Raw genomic sequence first — 22,143 nt, 5'->3', positions numbered from 1 at the left:
TGCTTCGACCCTATATAATCAATATGACGGACACCCCTGAAAATCTGGCGCCGAGCGCCAATGCCAACCTGCCCAATGCCAACGCCTATGGCGCCGATTCGATCAAGGTTCTGAAGGGCCTTGACGCGGTGCGCAAACGGCCGGGCATGTATATCGGCGACACCGACGATGGGTCGGGCCTGCATCACATGGTGTTCGAGGTTTCGGACAATGCGATCGACGAAGCGCTCGCGGGTCACTGCGACCTCGTCCTCATCACGCTGAACAGCGACGGGTCGGTCAGCGTCGAGGATAATGGTCGCGGCATCCCGACCGGCATCCACGCCGAAGAAGGCATTTCGGCGGCCGAGGTCATCATGACCCAGCTCCACGCCGGCGGGAAGTTCGAAAATACCAGCGACGACAATGCCTATAAGGTGTCGGGCGGCCTCCACGGCGTCGGCGTTTCGGTCGTCAACGCGCTCAGCGAATGGCTCGAGCTTACCATCTGGCGCGACGGCGAAGAGCATTGGATGCGCTTCGAACATGGCGATTCGGTCGCCCCGCTCAAGGTCAACGGCCCCGCTCCCGCGGGCAAGAAGGGCACCCGCGTGACCTTCTCGGCCTCGACCGACACGTTCAAAAATGTCCTCGAATTTGATTTCGACAAGCTCGAGCATCGCTATCGCGAGCTGGCGTTCCTGAACTCGGGCGTCCGCATCAAACTGGTCGATGCCCGCCATGCCGAACATGTCACCCACGATCTCTATTATGAGGGCGGCATCGCAGCGTTCGTCAAATATCTCGATCGCAACAAGACCGCCATGCTGCCCGAACCGATCGCGATCAGCAGCGAGCGCGACGGCATCGGCATCGACGTCGCGCTCGAGTGGAACGACAGCTATTATGAAAATGTCCTCTGCTTCACGAACAATATCCCGCAGCGCGACGGCGGCACCCACCTCGCCGCTTTCCGCGCCGCGCTGACGCGCACGCTCAACGGCTATGGCGACAAGTCGGGCCTTCTCAAGAAAGAGAAAGTCTCGCTGACCGGTGAGGATATGCGCGAAGGCCTGACCGCGATCGTCTCGGTCAAACTGCCCGATCCCAAATTCTCGTCGCAGACCAAGGACAAGCTTGTCTCGTCCGAAGTACGCCAGCCGCTCGAAAGCCTGATGGCCGACCGGATGACCGAATGGCTGGAGGAAAATCCCGGCCATGCCAAGATGGTGATCCAGAAGGTCGTCGACGCCGCCGCCGCACGCGAAGCCGCCAAGCGCGCCCGCGAACTCACCCGGCGCAAGGGCGCGATGGACATCGCCTCGCTGCCGGGCAAGCTCGCCGACTGCCAGGAACGCGACCCCGCCAAATGCGAACTCTTCCTCGTCGAAGGTGACTCGGCAGGCGGCAGCGCCAAGCAGGGCCGCGACCGCAAGGTTCAGGCGATCCTGCCGCTGAAAGGTAAAATCCTCAACGTCGAGCGCGCCCGCTTCGACCGGATCATCTCGTCGAAGGAAGTCGGCACGCTGATTCAGGCGCTCGGCACCGGGATTCGCGATGAATTCAACCTCGAAAAACTGCGCTATCACAAGATTGTGATCATGACCGACGCTGACGTCGACGGCGCGCATATCCGCACACTCCTGCTCACCTTCTTCTACCGCCAGATGCCCGAGATTATCGAGAACGGTCATCTCTACATCGCCCAGCCGCCACTTTACAAAGTCGCGAAGGGACGCAGCGAAGTCTATCTGAAGGACGACACCGCGCTGGAGAATTATCTGGTCGACGGCGGTATCGACGCGTTGATGCTCGAAACCACGGGCGGTGCGCGATCGGGCGCCGATTTGCGCGACCTGATCGAGCATGGCCGCCGCTTGCGCGCGCTGATGCGCTATGTCCCGCGCGGTCACAATTATGAACTGGTCGAAGCGCTGGCGCTGACCGGCGCGCTCGATCCCGCGCTTGACACGACCGGGCGCACCGCTGCCGCGGTACGCGCCGCCGAATGGCTCAACGCCGCCGAACGCGCGCTGACCGGCGGACGCGAAGCCAAGTGGACGATCACCGCCGAAAATGGCGGTTACACGCTCGAAAAGCGCTGGCGCGGGGTGAGCGATCATCACGCCATCGACGCCGCTTTCCTCGCCAGCCAGGAAGCCCGGCGCCTCCACACGCTCGCGGGCGCGCAGGCTGAAAGCTATGCCCACCCCAGCCGTCTGGTGAAGGGCAGCAACGCCGCGGCGCAAGCCGCCGACGCGGCCGCGCTCGCTGCGGCAGCCGAAGCCGATGATAATGCCGAAGCGAGCGATAGCGATCTGCCCGCCGCAAGCACCGGCAAGGCCACGCCGATTACGCGTCCGTCCGAACTGCTCGAGGCGATTTTCGCGCACAGCCGCAAGGGGCTCGCGATCAGCCGCTATAAGGGGCTGGGCGAGATGAATGCCGAACAGCTTTGGGAAACCACGCTCGATCCGTCGAACCGTTCGTTGCTGCGCGTCGAGGCCGAACAGGCCGATATCGCGCATGAAATCTTCGAACGATTGATGGGCGACGAGGTCGAACCACGGCGCGATTTCATCCAGACCAACGCGCTTTCAGTCGCCAATCTGGACGTTTAGGTTCGTTTCAGCATAGTTGAAATCGAGCGGGCCACTGCGGCCTCCACGCCGGTGGAATCCGCAAAAAGGCGCATCCTGACGTAAATAGGGTTCCATTCAACGCGCGGCGGCTTGCCTTGGCAGGCCGCCGCTGCTCTGGGCGCGTCCACCGAAAGGGGATGTTGCCATGCGGGTTTTTTCAGCGATGCTGATGCCGCTTCTGCTCACGGTCTCGGCCGCGGCGCAGGATGCCGAAATCACCAATGACAGTGCCGACGCCGCCGTCCAGATCGACGAAGAAACCGCAATCGGCGGCGGAATGGCGAGCTATTATGGCAATGAACTTGCCGGCAACCGCACCGCCAGCGGCGAGCGCTTCAACCCCGGCGAACTCACCGCGGCGCACCGCACGCTTCCCTTTGGCAGCCTGGTTCGCGTCACCAACACCTCCAACGGCGACAGCGTCGTCGTCCGTATCAACGATCGCGGTCCCTTTTCGCACGGGCGGGTGATCGACGTCAGCCACGCCGCAGCACGCGAAATCGGTATGCACCGCAGCGGCACCGCGCGCGTGAAGCTGGCCCTGCTCGACAACGACTGAGCCTTTCCCCTCCGGTATGCGGAGGGACGAATTCAATCAAACACCGACCAACCCGCCGCATAGGCGAAATGTTCGAGCGCGACCGCGCCCGCCAGCGACGTCCCCGCCTCATTGAGCCCCGGCGACCAGACCGCGATCGATCCCTGCCCCGGCGCGATGCACAAGATGCCGCCGCCGACGCCGCTCTTCCCCGGCAGGCCGACGCGAAAGGCGAACTCGCCTGAATTGCCATAATGGCCGCACAGCATCATGATCGCATTGATGCGCCGCGCGCGATGCGGTTCGACCAGCTGCTCGCCGGTCAGCGGATCGCGTCCTTCCATTGCAAGAAACAGCCCTGCCTTCGCCAGCTGACGGCACGACATTGCGATCGCGCATTGGCGGAAATAGACGCCGACCACCGTCTCGACCGGATGCTTCAAATTTCCAAACGCATCCATGAAATGCGACAGGCTGCGGTTGCGCGCGCCGGTTTCGGATTCGGACATGGCGACGTCGAGGTCGATAGCAACGCGATCGTCACCTGCGCGCGTGCGCATGAAATCGACGATCTCCTCGGCCACCGCATCAACGCTCCGCCCGTCGATCAGCCGGTCGGTGGTCGCGATCGCGCCCGCATTGATCAGCGGATTGCGCGGGATGCCATGCTCGCTTTCGAGCTGGACGATCGAGTTGAACGCCGATCCCGACGGTTCGCGCCCGACGCTGTCCCATAGCGAACTGCCGACCCGCCGCAGCGCCATCGCCAGCGTGAAGACCTTCGACACCGACTGGATCGAAAAGGCCTCGTCGGCGTCGCCCGATGTATGGACGGTGCCGTCGGGCAGCGCGAGCGCGAAGCCGAGCTTGTTCGGTTCGACCTTCGCCAGCGCCGGAATATAATCGGCGACGCGCCCCTTGCCGAGTTGTTCGGCGGCCAGTGCCATCGCCTCGTCGATATATATGCGCAGATCATCGGTCATGGCGGAAGCTTAGCAACTTCACGTACAAACGCATGTATTTTCATTTTCCCGAAAATATTCTATATATGCGAAATCATCTGCAGCGAATCGGAGAGATGCCATGGTCGATCATCCGCGCGGTAAGGGGCTTTCAAGCGCCGTCAGCTATCAGGACAGCAAGGCGGCGTTCCGCTGGCTCGAGGAGGCGTTCGGGTTCGAGCCGCTGTTCGTGCTGCTCGATGCCGACGGCAATCTCGCCCATTCGGAAATGGGCTATGGCCATTCGGTGGTGATGGTCGGCAATGAATGGTCGGACGATCACAAGAGCCCGAAATCGATCGGCGGCAAGAATACGCAATCGGTGCATGTCCAGCTGGCGGTCGGCGAGGATATCGACGCGCATTGCGAAACCGCGCGCGCCGCGGGGGCCATCATCATCGCCGAACCCGAGACGCAATTTTACGGCGACCGCAGCTATCGTGCGAAAGACCCCGAAGGCCATATCTGGACCTTTGGCGTCACCGTCGAGGAAAAGACCGCCGAAGAGTGGGACGCCGAGGGCGGCTTCACAACCAAGACGCGGCTCGACGATTGAGCGCGGGGGTCGACCGCATATTCGCCGCGCTCGCCGATCCCAACCGGCGGCGCGCGGTCGAATTGCTCGGCCAGCGCCCGCACAGCGCGGGCGAGCTCGCGGGCGCGCTCGGGCTCGCGGCCCCGGCGATGAGCCGCCATTTGCGCGCGCTCAAGGAGAGCGGGCTGATCGAGGACCAGCATCCGGCCTTCGACGCGCGCGTTCGCATCTATAGCCTCAAGCATGGCGCGACCGCCGAGCTTAAGCAGTGGCTCGCCGAGACCGAGGCGCTGTGGACGCACCAGCTGGCGGGCTTCAAGGCGCATGTCGAGGCCGGCGAATGAGCGCCGCGGTGATCGTCGCGCTGCGCGTCGCGGTCACACCGCAAGTGGCGTTCACGGCCTTCACCCGCGATATCGGCCGCTGGTGGCAAAGCCATCCGCTGTTCCAGCTGACGCGCAAGGGTGACGGGATGCTGCGCTTCGATCCCGAAGGGCCGGGCGGTCGGCTCGTCACGCGCTTTGACGACGGGGCGGAGTGGGAAATCGGGCTGGTGCGCCACCGGTTGCCGGGAGAACGGCTCGCTTTCGGGTGGCGGCTGCCGAGCTTCGCCGTTGGTCAGACGACCGAAGTCGATGTGCGCTTCGAAGCCATCGGCGCCGAAACGCGGGTGACGGTCGAGCATCGCGGCTGGGATGCGATCCCGCAAAGCCACGGCGCGCGGCACGGCTTCGAACTGATGCTGTTCCAGCGGCGGTTGGGCGAGCATTGGCGGGGGTTGTTGAAGGCGATGGCGGAGAGGATTTAGGTGGATGACCACGTTGGGTGGTTAGCGGACAGGCCCTAAACGCAATTGATACCTCGAAGGCGAAGCGTACTGCACACGCGATCTAGCACCCCATCGTTGTCGTCCTCAGCAACGAAATATTGTCCCGTTTCGAAGGCAGTCAAACCTGAGGGTAGAGCAAAGACTGCATCGGCTATATTCCTGACAGTTCCCTCAAAGTAATAACCATAACCTTCGCGACCATCGTGCTTCTGCTCCCAAACCCTCGGGTTCTCATTGATCCAGGCTTGGAAGCGCTTGCGAAGACGCTCAAGCGCAGGAAATTCCTTCGGCTTATGGAGAAAATGGACCTCACCTACGGTCCAAAGTGCGCCTCTACGAACCTTCGGCATAATTATCGAAATCAGGGGAAAGTCCGACGCATCTAGGCTGCTCTCAGACTTTTGAATCAACGGGCCAGCGAGTAGCATCCGCTCTTCGTTCAAATGTCGTTCTGCCGCTTCGGGTTGACGCCTAAACCAGTCCAACACATCGCGCTCATTGGGAGCCGAAAGAAAATAGTAAGTCGCTGCCATAAGGCCGTCTATCACGATGGCGAGCGTCCGCACCAGCCGTTCGTCATCCCGGACTTGATCCGGGATCCATAGCCTCGCTCACCCGAAAACGTCGCGCCCGCCGTCATGGACCCCGGATCAAGTCCGGGGTGACGAGGAATGACAGGTCGCCTTTTGGTCTGTGCCGGACTTGATCGATCCTCCCTGTCGCAAAGCGATGGGGAGGGGAACCGCCGCCGAAGGCGGTGGTGGAGGGGCCGTCGCGCCATGGCCCCTCCGTCAGCGCTTCGCGCTGCCACCTCCCCATCGCTTCGCAACAGGGAGGATCTGGAGAAAAGCTTGCCCCCCACCCCGCGCCGCCCCAAGCTCGCACCCATGCCCCTCCCCACCCCCTTCACCGACTGGTTCGCCGCGCGCGGGTGGCGGGTGCGGCGGCATCAGGCCGATATGCTCGCGGCGGCGGAGCGCGGTGAGCATGCGCTGCTCGTCGCGGCGACCGGGGCGGGCAAGACGCTCGCGGGGTTTCTGCCGACCCTCGTCGATCTGGCGCAGCATCCGACCGACCGGCTCCACACGCTTTATGTGTCGCCGCTCAAAGCACTCGCCGCCGACGTCGAGCGCAACCTTAGTGCCCCGATCGCGGACATCGGCCTCGATATCAGCGTCGAAAGCCGCAGCGGCGATACCTCGTCGGACAAGAAAGCGCGCCAGCGCAGCCGGCCGCCGAACATCCTGCTCACCACCCCCGAATCGCTGTCGCTGCTGATCTCCTATCCCGACAGCTTCCTGATGTTCTCCGACCTCAAGACGGTGGTGATCGACGAGATTCATGCGTTCGCGCCGGGCAAGCGCGGCGATTTGCTGAGCCTCGCGCTCGCGCGGCTGCAGATGATCGCTCAGGGCCTCCGCCGCGTCGGCCTGTCGGCGACGATCGCCGACACCACCGCCTATCGCAGCTGGCTCGCTCCCGGCGGCGATGCCGATACGGTGACGCTGGTCGAGGGCGAAGCGGGTGCCGATCCCGATATCGAAATTTTGCTTCCCGAGGGCGCGGTGCCATGGGCGGGCCATTCGGGGCGCTATGCGGTGCATCAGGTGATGGCCGAGGTCGCCAAGAACCGCACGACGATCATCTTCTGCAACACCCGCGGGCTCGCCGAGCTGATCTTTCAGGAGCTGTGGAAGGTCAATGATGCCGGGCTGCCGATCGCGATCCATCACGGCAGCCTCGACCGCGAAGCGCGCCAGCGCGCCGAGGCGGCGATGGCCGAAGGGCGGCTGCGCGCGCTCGTCGCGACCTCCAGCCTCGACTTGGGGCTCGACTGGGGCGATGTCGATTGCGTGATCCAGATGGGGGCGCCCAAGGGATCGTCGCGGCTGCTCCAGCGCATCGGCCGCGCCAACCACCGCCTCGACGAACCGAGCCGCGCGCTGATCGTACCCGGCAACCGCTTCGAATATCTTGAGGCACAGGCGGCCTTGGATGCGGTCGAAGCGGGCGAGCGCGACGCCGACCGTTTCCGCCCCGGCGCGCTCGACGTGCTCGCGCAGCATGTGATGGCGCTCGCCTGCGCCGCGCCGTTCAAAGAGGATGCGCTGCTCGCCGAGGTGCGAAGCGCCACACCCTACCAGTGGATCGACGCCGATATGTTCGGACGGCTGCTCGGCTTCGTCCGCGACGGCGGCTATGCGCTCAAAAGCTATGACCGTTTCCGCCGCCTCGCCCCCGATGGTGCCGGCGGCTGGCGCATCGCGCATCCCCAACTGGCGGCGCGGCACCGGCTCAATGCCGGGATCATCGTCGATGCGCCGACCTTTGACGTGCGCTTCAAAAACGGCCGCCGCCTTGGCAGCGTCGAAGAATATTTCGCGAGCACGCTGACGCCGGGCGACACCTTCGCTTTCGCGGGCCTCAGCCTCGAGGTCGAGTCGATCCGCGACTCCGACCTCTATGTGCGCGCGACCACCCGCCCCGCCCGCATCCCCAGCTATACGGGCGCGCGCATGGCGCTGACGACGCGGCTCGCCGACCGGGTGCGCGCCTTTCTTGCCGATTCCACAAGCTGGGCGCCTTTTCCCGAAGATGTCCGCTTCTGGCTCGAGGCGCAGGCCGAACGCTCGGTGCTGCCGCGCGTCGATCAGCTGCTCGTCGAGACCTTCCCGCACGACGACGCGCATTTCATGGTCGCCTATCCCTTCGAGGGCTGGAACGCGCACCAGTCGCTGGGGATGCTGATCACCAAGCGAATGGAGCGCGCGGGGTTGCAACCGCTGGGCTTCGTCGCCTCCGACTATGCGCTCGCCATCTGGTCGCTGCGCCCGGTCGCCGACCCCGCCGCGCTGTTCGACCCCGCGATATTGGAAGATGAATTCACCGAATGGGTTGAGGGATCGCATCTGCTGAAACGCGCCTTCCGCGAGGTCGCAGTGATCGGCGGGCTGATCGAGCGCCAGCATCCGGGCAAGCGCAAGACCGGAAAGCAGGTCACTTTCTCGACCGATCTGATCTTTGACGTGCTGCGCAAATATGAACCGGACCATCTGCTGCTGGAAGCAGCATGGGCCGATGCACGCGAGCGACTGACCGATGTCGCGCGGCTCGGCGACCTGCTCGACCGCGCCGCGGGGACGATGCTCCACCGGCCGCTCGGCCACATCAGCCCGCTCGCCATCCCGGTGCTGATATTGATCGGCCGCGAAAGCGTCGCGGGCCACGACATCGACGACGCGCTGCTCGGCGAGCTTGCCGATACGCTGGCGGACAAGGCGATGCGGCCCGTTTGAGCCTCGCTTGCCGCCGCCCCGCGCGGGGTGTATTATGGCGGCGAGAGAGGATGCCGATCATGCTGCATGCTGTTTTCTCTGCCCGCCTGCGGGCCGCTCTCGATACCCGCTTGCGCTGGGCCACCATCCTGCTGGCACCGCTGGCCATCGGCGCCAGCCCGGCCCCCATGGCCGCGCCCTCCGCCGTCCCGCCGCCGATCGCACCCGATGCCGACCCCGCGCCGACCGGGCATATCGGCGCAGAAATCGTCCCGATCATCCAGCCCTTTGACCTCGACGCCACCCGCCGGATGGCGGTGCCGGTCATGGTCGAAGGAAAGGGCCCCTATTCCTTCCTCGTCGACACCGGCGCTGAACGGACCGTCATCGCCGAAGAGCTGGCCAATCGGCTGGGGCTGGCGAAGGGAGCCAAGCTGCGGCTGGCGACGATCGGCAGTTCGGCGATCGTCCCCTCGTTCCAGATCGCCTCGCTCGAGATGACCAATTTGCGGCTGCTGCCGTTCGACGCCCCCGCCTTTGCCGGACGTCACATCGGCGCGCCGGGGCTGATCGGGGTCGATATGCTCGAAAACCGGCGCGTGCTGATCGATTTTCGCAACGAAACGATGCAGATACTGGAAACGCGCTATCGCGCGCGACCGATCATCCACACCTCCGACGCGATCGTCGTCACCGCGCGCAACAGCGCCGGACGGCTGATCCTGTCCGATGCGCGGATCGGCGGCCAGCGCGTCGATGTGATCGTCGACACCGGCGCCCAGACCAGCGTCGGCAATCTCGCGCTGCAACGCCTGGTCATGGCACGGCGCCAGAATCGCGTGCCCCTGTTTCCGACGATCCTGAATGCGGTCTCCGGCGAAGAGGTCGCGGCGATGCGCACGGTGCTCAAGGCGATCCAGATCAACGGGATCGACGTCAACGACCTGCGCGTCTCGTTCGCCGATTCACAGGCGTTCCGGGCGCTTGGCCTTCAGGAACGCCCCGCGCTGCTGCTGGGCATGGACGGGCTGGCGGCGTTCGACCGGATCGAAATTGATTTTCCGAACAGGCGCGTCGTCTTTGACCTGCCGTCCAGTGCATCGCAATCGATCATACGCACGGGAACCCCTGCCGGACGCCTCGCGACCGGATAGCATCCTTGCCCGCCATCATGCCGCTTGGCATAGCGCGCGCATGTCAGGCGGGTCTCTCTTGCAATTTGCCGGTCACGCATTCCACGCGCTGGCCGATCGCGCCCTGTTCTGGCCACGCCATGCGGCGCTGATTGTCGCCGACCTGCATCTGGAAAAGGGCAGCTGGTATGCGGCGCACGGCCAGCCGCTGCCGCCCTATGACAGCCACGACACGCTCGACCGGCTGGCGCGGCTGACCGCCGAAACCGGCGCACGCGCGATCTGGTGCCTCGGCGACAGCTTTCACGACCGGGACGCCGCCAGCCGTATCGCGCCCGCAATCGCCGACCGGCTGCACCGCCTCGCCGCATCGGCCCAGCTGCTGTGGATCGCCGGCAATCACGACGGGCTGAGCGGCGGCGCATGGGGCGGCGCGGTCGCCGACGAACTGGTCGTCGACGGCGTGGTCCTGCGGCACGAATGCCGCGCCGACGAGCAACGCCCGGAAATTTCGGGCCACTTCCACCCCAAATTGCGCCTGGCGGCGCGCGGGCGAAACGTCGCGCGCGCCTGTTTCGCGGGCGACGACCGGCGGCTGATCCTGCCTGCGTTCGGCAGCCTGACCGGCGGCCTCGATGTCGGCGATCCGGCGATCGCCCGAAATTTCCCCGGCGATTATTGCGCGATGCTCGTCGCGCAGGGGCGGCTCCTGTCCTTTCCGTGCCGCCGCGAGACAGGATATGACGCTACGGAAAATGGCGCGGCCTCGGGTTGAGCGGCAAAAGGCGGCCCGATCACTCCTCGCCCGCCTGTGGCGCAAAAACATCACCCGCCCAAAGAATCGCGCAAATGCGCGGCTGGCGCTGGATTGGCTTTCGGCTTTGGCTATGATCGCCCCCTAACAATAAAAATGACCGAGAGAGGAGTGCCCGCTATGAATCTATCATCCCGTCTTGCCGTCCGCCTGATGCGCACCAGCGCATTGGGCGTATCGATCGCCATCGCCGCCGTATCGGCGCCGGCCTTCGCCCAGGACACCGCCACTGCCGACGACAGCGGCAGCGCGGAAATCGTCGTCACCGCGCAGGGCCGTTCGCAGCTTTTGTCCGACGTTCCGGTCGCGATTTCGGCGGTCAGCGCCGAAACGCTGCAGAACAGCGGCGCCAATGACATTCGTCAGCTCAACCAGGTCGCCCCCTCGCTGCTCGTCTCCTCGACGGGGTCAGAGGCCAATGGTTCGGCGCGTATTCGCGGCATCGGCACCGTGGGCGACAACCCCGGCCTCGAAAGCTCGGTCCCGGTGTTCATCGACGGCGTCTATCGCTCGCGTTCGGGCATCGGCCTCAACGAACTCGGCGAAATCGAACGCGTCGAGGTCCAGCGCGGTCCGCAGGGCACGCTCGGCGGCCGCAACTCGTCGGCCGGCCTGATCAGCATCTATTCGAAAAAGCCCGATTTCCAGTTCGGCGCCAACGGCGAAGTCACCTATGGCAATTATGATTATTGGCGCATCGCCGGCGGGGTCACCGGCCCGATCACCGACACCATCGCCGCCCGCCTCGACGGCGTGTGGGTGAAGCGCAACGGCTTTTATAAGGACACCACCAACAACACCGACGTCAACAACCGCGACCGTTATTTCCTGCGCGGACAGATTTTGTTCGAGCCCAGCGATGCGCTGTCGGTGCGACTGATCGCGGATTACACCTATCGCGACGAAAAATGCTGCGCCGCAACCTATATCGACAACAGCGTCAATCCGACCATCGGCAATCTGAACAATCCCAGCGCACCCAACGCGCCACCGACCGGCACGACGAACAATATCGTTCGCGTCCTCACCGATCTGGGCCAGCCGCTTGGCGCATTCAGCCAGGGCTATGCCCGCGACATTTCGGTCAGCGCGGGGCGCAGCTTTGCCGGCCAGACCAAGGATTATGGCTTTTCGGGCCAGATCGACTGGGATCTGGGCGCCGCAAAGCTGACCTCGATCACCGGTTACCGCGAATATCGTTCGGGGCAGGCGGGCGACCTCGACTATGGCGCGGTCGATATTCTCTATCGTGCAGAGAGCAAGGATGCCTACCGCCAGTTCCACACCTTCACCCAGGAAGTGCGCCTGCAGGGCGAAGCGTTCGACGGCAAGCTCGACTGGCTTGTCGGCGGCTTCTACGCGAATGAAAAGCTGACCGTTCGCGACAATCTGCGCTTCGGCGACGATTATGGCCGCATTGCCGCGTGCCGCTTCATCACCGGTGTCGCACCGCTTTCGCCGCTCTATTCGCCGAACAGCCCCTCGTGCATCATCCCCGGCGTCGGTCCGGCGGCGATCGTAGGGGCGCTGGGCGCAGCCGTCGGCAACGATGTCGTTGCGGGCCTCGCCGCGCTCGACGGAATCAGCGATCGCGGCAGCATCAACGACGTCTATCGCCAGAATGACCGCAACTGGGCGTTGTTCACCCACAATATCTTCCACATCACCGACAAGCTCGATTTCACTTTCGGCGTTCGCTACACCAATGACCGGAAGAAATTCAGCGCGAGCTTCACCAACGACAACACCGCCTGCCAGACGATCCAGAACCTGCTGTCCGACGATCTGCTGAACGCCAGTGCCACGATCAGGGCGGTTGCGGGCGGCGTGATCGGACTTGGCTGTCAGGGCAATTCGACGGCGGAACTCGACGGCGTGTCGATCAACGACAAGCGGAGCGAGGATGAATGGACCGGCACCGCCATCCTGTCGTACAAGCCGATCGACGACCTGATGGTCTATGCAAGCTTCGCGCGCGGTTACAAGGCGGGCGGCTTCAATCTCGACCGCTCGGCGCTCAAAAACCCGATTCAGGTCGTGGGCGGCGTTCCGACGACGACCTTCGCGGCGGCCGGCGGGGCGCAGGCGCTGGTCGGCAATCTCCAGTTCGACCCCGAACTGGTGAACAGCTATGAATTGGGCGCGAAATATTCGACCGGACCGTTCGGCCTCGGGCTGACCTTCTTCCGGTCGGACTTCAAGAACTTCCAGCTCAATACCTTCAACGGCAGCGTCTTCATCGTCCAGACGGTCAACGGCTGTTCGGCCGACCTTGCGGGCGGCGACCGCGACCAGAGCAAGTTCACCGGGGCGCCGAATTACAATCCGGCGGCGGCAACGACCGGCGCCTGCGCCGCGGACGATGTCGGCTATGGCGTGCGGACCGAGGGCTTCGAGCTCGAAACCTCGCTCGTTCCGATGCGCGATTTCCGCATGACCGCGGGCCTGACCTACGCCCGGACCAAATATCGCAGCAATCTGGTCGGCAACAAATCGGGTAGTCCGCTCGATCAGGCGCTCCGCAACCTGCCGGGTAATAATCTGTCGAACGCCCCCGAACTGGTCGCAACCGGCAGCGTCACCTGGACCCCGGAAATCGGCAACAGCGGCCTGACCGGGCTCGTCTACATCGATGGTCGCATGACCAGCGATTACAACACCGGGTCCGACCTGTTCCCGCAAAAGGCGCAGGATGGCTATGCCCTGTTCAACGCCCGTCTGGGCGTTCGCGGCCCCGACGAGAAATGGGGCATCGAGCTTTGGGCGCAGAATATCTTCAACAAGCAATATGCCCAGGTCGCCTTCAACTCGCCCTTCCAGGAAGGCGCAACCTCGGCGACCGCAGCCTTCGCCGACCCGCAATATCCGGGCGGCCGCCAGATCTTCTCGCAGTTCCTGGCCGAACCCAGGACCTATGGCGTGACGCTGCGCGGCAAATTCTGATAGGTTAGACGGTAACGGGAACCGCCCGCTTGCCCTTGGGTGAGCGGGCGGTTTCTTTTTGCCCGCGTCTCCCTTCCCGCAAGCGGGAGGGAAAAGGCATTAACGCGCGCGCGCCGCCTGATGCGCGATGTCGGTCATCAGCTTGCGGAACAGGACCGCCCCCGCCGTCCCCGATGCCTTGAGCGCGCGCTCGCAGTCGAGCAGCCGGCTCATCAGCCGCGCAATGCGCAGCGAATCCCAGATGTGAAGCTGCGCGGTCACCGCGTCGCGTTCTTTCCAGAAAATGCCGCTGCTCCGCGCCGACACGACGGTCGCGGGATGCGCGCCCGCGTCGACCTCGGCGCGCAGCCGCGCAAGCGCCATCGCGCGAATCGCGAGCGCACGGATGATGCGGATCTCGGCGACCCCGACTGCAGTCGCCTTTGCGAGCATCGCGGGCATCTCGCGCACCTTGCCGCCAAGCGCGACATTGATACATTCGCTGACATCTTCCTCATGCGTCGCAGCGCCGAGCGCGGTGATGTCCGCAGCCGCGACCTGCCGCTGCCGGTCGGGCGCAGCGTCAAGATACAGCGCCATCTTCTCGATCTCGCGCCGCATCAGCGCCTGATCACCCGACACCAGATCGACGAGCAATTGCGCCTCGGCATTGGCGAGCCGCAACCCCTGTTCCTCCGCCGCCGCCATCGCGATGCCGACGAGCGCGCGGCGATCGGGCTGGTAACAAATGGCGGCGATGGCGTTGCCCGCGCCTTCGACCAGCTTGATCAGTTTCGACTTGGCGGTGACCGACGCACCGGTCGCGACCACCGGGTTGATCGCGGTGTCGGCGTTGATCAGCGCCTCGACCGCCGCGAGGCAATCGTCGCCGCTGCCGCCGATTTCGAGCCGGATGATCCGCTGGGTGGCAAAGAGCGACATCGACGCCGCCTCGGCCGCGAGCAGCGAGGGGTCGTGCGAAAGCTGCGTCCCCGTCAGGTCGAGCCGTTCGGCGTCCTTGCCGGCGAGGCCGATCAGCCGCGCTGCGAGAGCGCCCATCGTCGCTTCGTCGGGACCGGTGAGCAAAGTGAAACGCACTGCGGGGTCGAGCCGCGACTGGCGTTCGAGGTCGGTGGGCTTGACCGTTTTCATGCCGGTCAGGGGACCGGCGCGGGCGCCGGGGTTGTCTGGACCTGGCCGCCGCCGCGGTTCGCGAACACCGCCAGCCGCGCGACGATCTGATCGGCGACGCCCGAGGCAAGCCGTTCGAGCGCCGACGATTCGGCGGCGATCGTCGCATATTCGCTGCCGACGACGTCAATCCCGGCGTCCTGCGCTGCGACCGCGTCCAGCAGCACTTCGCCCGACGCCGCATCGACCAGCTGATAACGCGCGCGCAGCGTCCGCCGCTCACGCGTCACCGCATCATCGGCGCGGACGCCAAAGCCGGTGATCGAATCTTCCAGCCGCACGTCGAGGCGCAGGCGCTTGCCCGCGCCATGCCCGGCCTGCGTCGCCTGAAAGCGGTCGCGCAGCGCGTTGCGGACGAGCCAGCCCGAATGGCCCTCGATCGGTGCAACATCGACGTCGGCGAGCACCATCGCCACCGCGCCCTTGCTGCCGTTCGCATAAAGCGGACGCAGCCCGCACCCGCCGATGGTCAGCGAGGCGGCTGCGAGGCAGGAAATGAAGAGCGTGCGCATCTTAGACAATATTGACCCTTATCCCGTTCGTGTCGAGCGCAGTCGAGACACCCCGAAGGCACGCACAGACGATGGGCATCTCGACTTCGCTCGATGCGAACGGAAATGAGGATGCCATTTCTTACGGTACGATATTCACCAAACGGTCGGGGACCACAATCACCTTCTTCGGTGCGGCGCCGCCAAGCAGCTCGGCGATGCGCGGGCGCGCGAGCGCCGCGGCCTCGACCGAATCCTTGTCGAGCCCCTTGGGCAACGTCATCGTATCGCGCAACTTGCCCGCAACCTGGATCGCGATGGTCGCTTCGTCGTCGACAAGCAGTGCCGGATTCGCGGCGGGCCATGCGGCATCGGCAATCATCGCGGTCATGCGCTGGTTCGCGGGAAGCGCCGCCCACGCCTCTTCGGCGAGATGCGGCATCATCGGCGCGACGAGCAGGATCAGCGTCGCGCAGGCTTCGGCGCGCGTCGCCGAAGGCTTGGCCTTTTCAATCTCGTTCGCAAGCGCGTGGATTTTCGCCACCGCCTTGTTGAAGCCCAGTGCTTCGATATCGGCCGCGACTCCGGCGATCGTCTGATGCAGCTTGCGCGCGAGGGCCATGTCTTCGCCGCCGTCACCGATATTTTCGGTGTCGCCGAAGATCCGCCACAGGCGCTGAACGAAGCGCCATGCGCCTTCGATCCCGGCCTCGCTCCACGGCAGATCGCGTTCGGGCGGGCTGTCGGACAGCATGAACCAGCGCGCGGCGTCGGCGCCATATTGGTCGAGGATGGCATCGGGATCGACGACATTCTTCTTCGACTTCGACATTTTGATCACGCGGCCGACCGCGACCGGCGCACCATCGGCAGTCAGCGTCGCGCCATCGGCGCTGCGTTCGATCTCGTCGGGGGTGAAATAGAGCGGCGGCAAGCCTTCACCCTGTTCGCGGCTGTAGGTTTCGTGCGTCACCATGCCCTGTGTGAACAGGCTGGCGAACGGCTCGACGATGTCGATAATCCCCATCTTGTTGAGCGCGCGCGTCCAGAAGCGCGCGTAGAGCAGGTGGAGAATCGCATGCTCGATACCGCCGATATACTGATCGACGGGCAACCAGCGGCGGATCACCTCGGGATCGAACGGTCGGTCGGCGGGCGAACTCGCGAAGCGCAGGAAATACCATGACGAATCGACGAATGTGTCGAGCGTGTCGGTTTCGCGCACCGCATCCTGGCCACAGCTCGGGCAATGGACATGCTTCCACGTCGGATGACGCGCCAGCGGATTGCCGGGGACCGAGAAATCGACATCCTCGGGCAGCACGACGGGAAGCTGACTCTTGGGCACCGGCACCGTGCCGCACGCGGCGCAGTGGATGAAGGGGATCGGCGTCCCCCAATAGCGCTGGCGCGAGACGCCCCAGTCGCGCAGGCGCCAGACGGTGGTGCCCTTGCCCCAGCCATCATGTTCGGCGCGCGCGACGATCGCGGCCTTCGCCTCGTCGATGCTCATCCCGTCGAGGAAGTGGCTGTTCACCAGCTTGCCGGTGCCGGTGTAGGCTTCCTTGCCGGTGAAATGCAGCGCCACTTCGTCGCCGTCGGCGATCACGCGATGGACCGGAAGTTCATATTTATGCGCGAAATCCAGATCGCGCTGGTCGTGCGCGGGGCAACCAAAGATTGCGCCGGTGCCATAATCCATCAGCACATAATTGACGACCCAGACCGGCAGGTGGAGCGCGGGATCGAGCGGATGTTCGACCGACAGGCCGGTGTCGAAGCCGAGCTTCTCGCCGGTCTCGATCTGCTCGGCCGAGGTTCCCTGACGGCGGCATTCGGCGATGAATTCGGCGAGTGCGGGCGCGTCCTGCGCCAACCGCTCGGCAAGCGGATGGTCGGGCGAGATCGCCGCGAAGCTCGCGCCATAAAGCGTGTCGGGGCGCGTCGTAAAGACGTCGAAGCCCGGCGCGCCGCCGACCATTTTGAAGCTGAATTCCAGCCCCTGCGACTTGCCGATCCAGTTTTCCTGCATCAGCCGCACCTTGTCGGGCCAGCTGTCGAGACTGCCAAGCCCTTCGAGCAGTTCCTCGGCAAAGTCGGTGATTTTCAGGAACCACTGCGACAGTTTCTTTTTCTCGACCAGCGCGCCCGAGCGCCAGCCGCGGCCGTCGATCACCTGTTCGTTCGCGAGCACGGTCATATCGACCGGGTCCCAGTTGACGTAGCTTTCCTTGCGCGTGACGAGGCCTGCGGCGAACAGGTCGAGGAACAGCGCCTGTTCCTGGCCATAATAATCGGGCTCGCACGTCGCGAGTTCGCGGCTCCAGTCGATCGAGAGGCCGAGTCGCTTCAGCTGACCGCGCATCGACGCGATATTGTCGCGGGTCCAGCCGCCGGGATGGACGCCCTTTTCCATCGCGGCATTTTCGGCCGGCATGCCGAACGCATCCCAGCCCATCGGGTGGAGCACGTCGTGGCCGGTCATCTTCTTGAACCGCGCGAGAACGTCGCCCATCGCATAGTTGCGGACATGGCCCATATGAATGCGCCCCGAGGGATAGGGGAACATCTCGAGGATATAGGCCTTGGGCTTTTCTCCCCCCTCGGCATCGCTGCTGTCGGTGGTGGCAAAGCTGTTCGCCGCCTCCCACGCCGCTTGCCAGCGGGCATCGGCGGCCAAGGCGCCAAAGCGCGTTTCGCGGGTCATGTCTTAAGCTTCCCGTTGTCTATCTGGTTCGGCGCGAGGCGCGCCCGTGGATCAGCCCTGGAAGGCACCGCGGCGCAGATCGCGGGCGCGGGTAAGGATGATTTCCTCCAGCTTCTGCACCGTGGCCGCCTGCACCGGCGCATCGACCCAGGTCCCGCCCTGTGCGACCTGGCGCGAGGCGGCGACGCGCAGCGCGTCGGCGCGCAGATCGCGGTCGAGGATCGATACCGTCACCTTCATCCGTTCATTGGCGTTGCCGGGATTGGCATACCAGTCGGTGATGATGACCCCGCCCGCCGAATCGGCCTGGAGCAAAGGCATGAACGAAAGCGAGTCGAGCGAAGCGCGCCACAAATAGCTGTTTACGCCGATCGTCGTCACCTGGCTGGCGGCCAGATCGGCGCGCGGCCGTTCCTTGCCGCCGCACGCCGAAAGGCCGAGCGCCGCGACGCCGAGCAGCGCGAGCGTGGCCGGACGGCGACCGAGCGTGGCAAGAAGGTTAAGCTTGGGCATGCCGAAACACCTTATTTTGGGCGCGCCGGGCATGGAACCGGGCCGCACTGCTGAGAATTTTCAGCGTCTCTATCGCCCTTGCCGCCGTCGGGCAAGCGCGGCAATTTCCGCTCTGCCGCCGTTCATGCCCGGCTCAGGCGGCGCCCGACTGTTGTCATTGCGCAACAAGTTTCGGTGAAAAGCGAATATGGTAAGATTAATTGCCTCCGAATCGCTGGTAATCTTACGAGGGAAGGCCTATTTGACGAGTCTCTAGGGGTTGGAGTCGCAGAGCATATGGCGCGCAAATCGCGACATTTTTGGAAAGGCAGCATCGTCGCTTTGGCGGCGATTTCGCTTGCCTTGCCGCCTGCCCTCGCCGCGATGAGCCGCACCGATCGCATCCGCGACACCGCCTTGTCCGAAACCCTGCTCGGCCAATTCACCCCGGCGTCGGGCGATCCGCGCCTGATCGCACGCTATACCAAAATGTCGGCCAATGCGCGCAGCGGGTTCAGCTTTACCCCCGCGATGACCGACGAAAACCGCAAGAACCGCGCGATCACCGTCGTGATTCGCGCCCGCGACGACACGTCGAGCGCATCGCGCACCTCCGCTCTCGCCATGGGCCGCAAGGCACCGGTCGCCATCACCCCCGTCGCCTATAATCTGGGCGCCTCGGTCGGGTTTGAGAAATTCGTGACGCCGTCGTTGCCGCGCGGCGTCGACCTGCGTAACCTGCCGGTCGCGAAAGCGCCCGAACAGGAAGAAAGAAAATCGCGCTTCGCAACGCGCATGATCGCGCGACCCAGCGATCCGAGCGGCGCAACCGATCGCGTCACCGCACCGGGCGAAGACCAGGTCGTCGATGTCGTCAGCAGCTATCGCGTGACCAAGAATATCGACGTCACCGCCGGCGTCCGTTACCGGAGCGACGAGCGCGTCGAGCCGCTGACCGATGCGCGCCGCGACAGCCAGGCTGTCTATGTCGGAACCGCGTTCCGCTTCTAGGCTGTATCGAAATTCGGCCCATGGTGGCCTGCAAATGGCAATTTCCCGACCTTCCGGTGCTCACGTACAAAACGACGCTGCGCTCCGTGTCTCGAAAAATCACCATTTTCGACTCACCCTGAGCCAAGTCTCGACACAACCCGCTCCCGGCGCTTCGCCGCCTTTTCCACCCACGCATCGATCGCCGCCCAGCCGGGGGTGATCCCGCTGGCCATAGCCGCCTTCTGCAACGCGCGCGCGCGCGCAGGAGACATGCCGCCGAGCGCGATCGGCTGCGCGCCCGCGAGTCGGGCGAGCCGCAGCCATGCCGCACGGCCGAGCCCCGGAGCGCCGGGATGCGAACGTGTCGGATGGAGCGGCGAGATGAAAGCAGCATGCGTACCGGCACGCCGGGCCCGGCGTGCCTCCGCCCGGTCGTGCACCGGCATCGTAAGTATCAGCCCCAGCCGATGCGCCTGCCCCGCCTTGCCCAAATGATGCTGGCGCAAATGAACGCCATCGGCGCCCCAGCGGTGCGCAATCGCGGGGGTGTCGGCGAGCAGCAGCACCAGCCGCCGTGCTCGCGCAATATGGATCAGCCGCCGCGCAAGGCGCCAGCGCGCCGCGGGCGCTAGGCTGTCATGGCGCACGACGATGCCGCTGCCCGGCGGGAGCAACGCCGCGAGCGTCACGACGTCAATCGCCGACCGCTCGTCGCTGAACAGCCAGATGTGCGGGGACGAGATGGTAGGGGACAGGGGGTGGCGTCGCGGCATCGCCCTTCCTATAGGCGCGCTGCAAACAGGCGCAACGACAGGAACATATGATGAGCGACGCGGCGAACAGGCTGGCACAGGTGCAGGCGGCGATTGCCGACGCGGCGAAGCGCGCGCAGCGGCGCGCGGGCGATATCTGCCTGATCGCGGTGTCGAAGACCCACGAGGCCGACGCGATCCGCCCGCTGATCGCCGCCGGCCAGCGGCACTTCGGCGAGAATCGCGTGCAGGAGGCCGAGGGCAAATGGCCGACACTGCGCGCCGAAACTCCCGACGTCGTGCTGCACCTGATCGGCCAGCTGCAATCGAACAAGGCCGAAGAGGCGGTCGGCCTGTTCGACGCAATCCATTCGGTCGACCGCTCGTCGCTGGTGCAGGCGCTCGCACGCGCCTGCGACAAGGCGGGTAAACAACCGCAGCTGTTCGTGCAGGTCAATATCGGCGACGAGGAACAAAAGGGCGGCTGCGCGGTCCGCGACCTGCCCGCGCTGCTCACCGAAGCGAAGGATGCGGGACTCGAGATCGCGGGACTGATGGCAATCCCCCCCGCCGACATCGAACCCGCGCCCTATTTCGCGCTGCTCGACGAACTCGCGGAACGCCACGCCCTGCCGCTGCGGTCGATGGGGATGAGCGGCGATTATGAGACTGCGGTCACGATGGGCGCGACGCATGTGCGTGTCGGGACAGCGCTGTTCGGGTCGCGCTAACCGGCGACCGACAGGGCGAATATGACGCTCCCACTATCGTCATGCCGGACTTGATCCGGCATCCATAGCCACGCCTGTCGCATGGACCCCGGATCAAGTCCGGGGTGACGAAAGGGGAATGGCAGCAAACGACCGAAAGTGGACGTTTAATCCGCCTGAGCCTCGATCTAATCCGCCTGAGCCTCGATCCCAATTCGGTCATAGAACTCTTCGAAATCAGGCGCGATAATCGCGGCGCTATTGCCGCCCGCAATCATGTCGATCGCGACGACAGGCCACGGTGCTATGCGCCGGGTGTCGAATGCAAGATACTCTCCGCCACCATTACTGCCGAAAATGAGAAATCCTTGGAGGTCGCATTGACCGTGGTTCTTGCTATTGATTGTATCCGCAACAGTCATCGCCGGGTCCAAGCAGAGGTTGTAAGGCTGGATAGCCAATGGGCCTTCACCACCATTGCTAAAAGCGAGCAGATCGAGATACCGAGTGGGCAGATCATGCGGTGCGACGGTTCGTAGGTGCGCCAATTCCTCCGCCGTCGCTGCACTCGCCGCATACCAGTCTCGCCCTTCAAGCATCCGCAGTCCCCCTCATCGCTCTTATGATTGTCTGATTGTCGCTCGTGCGCAACCGAAAGCCGACTGTCGCCTAACCCAATATCAATTGCAGACGTTGGTCTTGGCCGATACGCTCTCCTTCAGAGGGAGAGGCGAATGAGGCTTGTCGAACTGATCACGAGAGCATCCGACTGGACGGATGACGATAGCACAATTTACGTTGCGAAGCCTTGGAGCGGCGATGCAGACGCCATCGTTGTATCGCCCGCGCCCGATACAACAGAGCCTGTTGAGCGAGACGGGGTCAAATATGACTACTTTCTGGAGACGTTCATCGCTCGCGACTTGCTCGAAGGGCTCAACGGCTCCCCCGACGATCGTTGCCAGCGACTAGTTGACTACGCTGAAAACGACGCCTGAATAGCGTCCGCTTTCCATCTGTGGACGCCCCAAAAGACGCAAGCGGTTTTTTGGAGGTAATGCACGTAGTCGGATGCTGCCATCTGTCCGGCCTCTGATGCAGCATCGGAGGCTGCGGGCCCGTATGGGAGTTCGCGGACC

Annotated in this window: 20 protein-coding genes; 12 read left to right on the top strand and 8 right to left on the bottom strand. The window is 64.4% G+C overall.

The window, feature by feature from the left end; genetic code table 11:
* Positions 1-23 precede the first annotated feature (23 nt).
* Positions 24-2,600, top strand: coding sequence for a DNA topoisomerase (ATP-hydrolyzing) subunit B (gene gyrB, locus CDQ91_RS08790; RefSeq protein WP_088472649.1), 2,577 nt, complete (start codon positions 24-26; stop codon positions 2,598-2,600).
* A gap of 166 nt (positions 2,601-2,766) precedes the next feature.
* On the top strand, positions 2,767-3,180 hold the full coding sequence (locus CDQ91_RS08785) for a septal ring lytic transglycosylase RlpA family protein (RefSeq protein WP_088472354.1): 414 nt from the start codon (positions 2,767-2,769) through the stop codon (positions 3,178-3,180).
* Between the two features lie 32 nt (positions 3,181-3,212).
* Here CDQ91_RS08785 and CDQ91_RS08780 read toward each other — a convergent pair whose 3' ends face one another.
* A complete protein-coding gene (locus CDQ91_RS08780; protein WP_088472353.1) occupies positions 3,213-4,142 on the bottom strand; it encodes a glutaminase in 930 nt (309 codons plus the stop codon).
* 100 nt (positions 4,143-4,242) lie between these two features.
* Here CDQ91_RS08780 and CDQ91_RS08775 point away from each other — a divergent pair, with 100 nt between their 5' ends.
* Genes CDQ91_RS08775 through CDQ91_RS08765 form a run of 3 tightly spaced genes read left to right on the top strand, consistent with a single transcriptional unit; the run spans position 4,243 to position 5,503 of the window.
* Positions 4,243-4,716 (top strand): VOC family protein, encoded by a 474-nt coding sequence (locus CDQ91_RS08775; RefSeq protein WP_088472352.1) that lies wholly within the window; start codon positions 4,243-4,245, stop codon positions 4,714-4,716.
* On the top strand, positions 4,713-5,039 hold the full coding sequence (locus tag CDQ91_RS08770) for an ArsR/SmtB family transcription factor (RefSeq protein WP_088472351.1): 327 nt from the start codon (positions 4,713-4,715) through the stop codon (positions 5,037-5,039). The genes CDQ91_RS08775 and CDQ91_RS08770 overlap by 4 nt, the downstream gene beginning before the upstream one ends.
* Positions 5,036-5,503, top strand: a complete 468-nt coding sequence (locus tag CDQ91_RS08765; RefSeq protein ID WP_088472350.1) for an SRPBCC domain-containing protein — start codon at positions 5,036-5,038, stop codon at positions 5,501-5,503. Before CDQ91_RS08770 ends, CDQ91_RS08765 begins: the two co-directional genes overlap by 4 nt.
* Before the next feature lie 35 nt (positions 5,504-5,538).
* Here CDQ91_RS08765 and CDQ91_RS08760 read toward each other — a convergent pair whose 3' ends face one another.
* Complete coding sequence (locus CDQ91_RS08760; RefSeq protein WP_144036731.1) at positions 5,539-6,057, bottom strand: hypothetical protein; 519 nt, start codon at positions 6,055-6,057, stop codon at positions 5,539-5,541.
* 354 nt (positions 6,058-6,411) lie between these two features.
* Here CDQ91_RS08760 and CDQ91_RS08755 point away from each other — a divergent pair, with 354 nt between their 5' ends.
* From CDQ91_RS08755 to CDQ91_RS08740, 4 genes are all read left to right on the top strand, one after another.
* Positions 6,412-8,820, top strand: a complete 2,409-nt coding sequence (locus tag CDQ91_RS08755) for a ligase-associated DNA damage response DEXH box helicase (RefSeq protein WP_088472348.1) — start codon at positions 6,412-6,414, stop codon at positions 8,818-8,820.
* A 59-nt stretch (positions 8,821-8,879) separates the two neighbouring features.
* Positions 8,880-9,953, top strand: a complete 1,074-nt coding sequence (locus CDQ91_RS08750; protein ID WP_088472648.1) for a retroviral-like aspartic protease family protein — start codon at positions 8,880-8,882, stop codon at positions 9,951-9,953.
* A 58-nt stretch (positions 9,954-10,011) separates the two neighbouring features.
* Positions 10,012-10,707 carry a ligase-associated DNA damage response endonuclease PdeM gene (pdeM, locus tag CDQ91_RS08745; RefSeq protein WP_237245900.1) on the top strand — a complete coding sequence of 232 codons (696 nt, stop codon included), beginning with the start codon at positions 10,012-10,014 and terminating at the stop codon, positions 10,705-10,707.
* Between the two features lie 159 nt (positions 10,708-10,866).
* Positions 10,867-13,689, top strand: a complete 2,823-nt coding sequence (locus CDQ91_RS08740; protein WP_174688492.1) for a TonB-dependent receptor — start codon at positions 10,867-10,869, stop codon at positions 13,687-13,689.
* Between the two features lie 99 nt (positions 13,690-13,788).
* Here CDQ91_RS08740 and holA read toward each other — a convergent pair whose 3' ends face one another.
* The 4 genes from holA to CDQ91_RS08720 all read right to left on the bottom strand — a co-directional run bounded on the left by holA (position 13,789) and on the right by CDQ91_RS08720 (position 18,570).
* Entirely contained in the window at positions 13,789-14,820 is a 1,032-nt protein-coding gene (holA, locus tag CDQ91_RS08735) for a DNA polymerase III subunit delta (protein ID WP_088472345.1), read from the bottom strand.
* A 5-nt stretch (positions 14,821-14,825) separates the two neighbouring features.
* Entirely contained in the window at positions 14,826-15,371 is a 546-nt protein-coding gene (lptE, locus tag CDQ91_RS08730; protein ID WP_088472344.1) for an LPS assembly lipoprotein LptE, read from the bottom strand.
* Between the two features lie 121 nt (positions 15,372-15,492).
* Positions 15,493-18,057, bottom strand: a complete 2,565-nt coding sequence (leuS, locus tag CDQ91_RS08725; protein ID WP_088472343.1) for a leucine--tRNA ligase — start codon at positions 18,055-18,057, stop codon at positions 15,493-15,495.
* Between the two features lie 51 nt (positions 18,058-18,108).
* Entirely contained in the window at positions 18,109-18,570 is a 462-nt protein-coding gene (locus CDQ91_RS08720; protein ID WP_088472342.1) for a DUF3576 domain-containing protein, read from the bottom strand.
* A gap of 276 nt (positions 18,571-18,846) precedes the next feature.
* Between CDQ91_RS08720 and CDQ91_RS08715 the strand changes: the two genes are divergently transcribed.
* Positions 18,847-19,560, top strand: coding sequence for a hypothetical protein (locus CDQ91_RS08715; protein ID WP_088472341.1), 714 nt, complete (start codon positions 18,847-18,849; stop codon positions 19,558-19,560).
* A 113-nt stretch (positions 19,561-19,673) separates the two neighbouring features.
* Here CDQ91_RS08715 and CDQ91_RS08710 read toward each other — a convergent pair whose 3' ends face one another.
* On the bottom strand, positions 19,674-20,315 hold the full coding sequence (locus CDQ91_RS08710) for a thiamine phosphate synthase (protein ID WP_088472340.1): 642 nt from the start codon (positions 20,313-20,315) through the stop codon (positions 19,674-19,676).
* Between the two features lie 50 nt (positions 20,316-20,365).
* Here CDQ91_RS08710 and CDQ91_RS08705 point away from each other — a divergent pair, with 50 nt between their 5' ends.
* The gene (locus CDQ91_RS08705) at positions 20,366-21,025 is read left to right on the top strand and encodes a YggS family pyridoxal phosphate-dependent enzyme (RefSeq protein WP_088472647.1); all 660 of its coding nucleotides are present in this window, start codon (positions 20,366-20,368) and stop codon (positions 21,023-21,025) included.
* A 167-nt stretch (positions 21,026-21,192) separates the two neighbouring features.
* Here CDQ91_RS08705 and CDQ91_RS08700 read toward each other — a convergent pair whose 3' ends face one another.
* Positions 21,193-21,603 (bottom strand): SMI1/KNR4 family protein, encoded by a 411-nt coding sequence (locus tag CDQ91_RS08700; RefSeq protein ID WP_088472339.1) that lies wholly within the window; start codon positions 21,601-21,603, stop codon positions 21,193-21,195.
* Positions 21,604-21,738: 135 nt separating this feature from the next.
* Between CDQ91_RS08700 and CDQ91_RS08695 the strand changes: the two genes are divergently transcribed.
* Positions 21,739-22,002 (top strand): hypothetical protein, encoded by a 264-nt coding sequence (locus CDQ91_RS08695; RefSeq protein WP_088472338.1) that lies wholly within the window; start codon positions 21,739-21,741, stop codon positions 22,000-22,002.
* Positions 22,003-22,143 lie beyond the last annotated feature (141 nt).

The organism is Sphingopyxis witflariensis (assembly GCF_002205635.1).
Lineage (GTDB): Bacteria > Pseudomonadota > Alphaproteobacteria > Sphingomonadales > Sphingomonadaceae > Sphingopyxis > Sphingopyxis witflariensis.
Note: the sequence above shows the minus strand (reverse complement) of the source record. Positions and strands in the feature narration are given on the sequence as shown.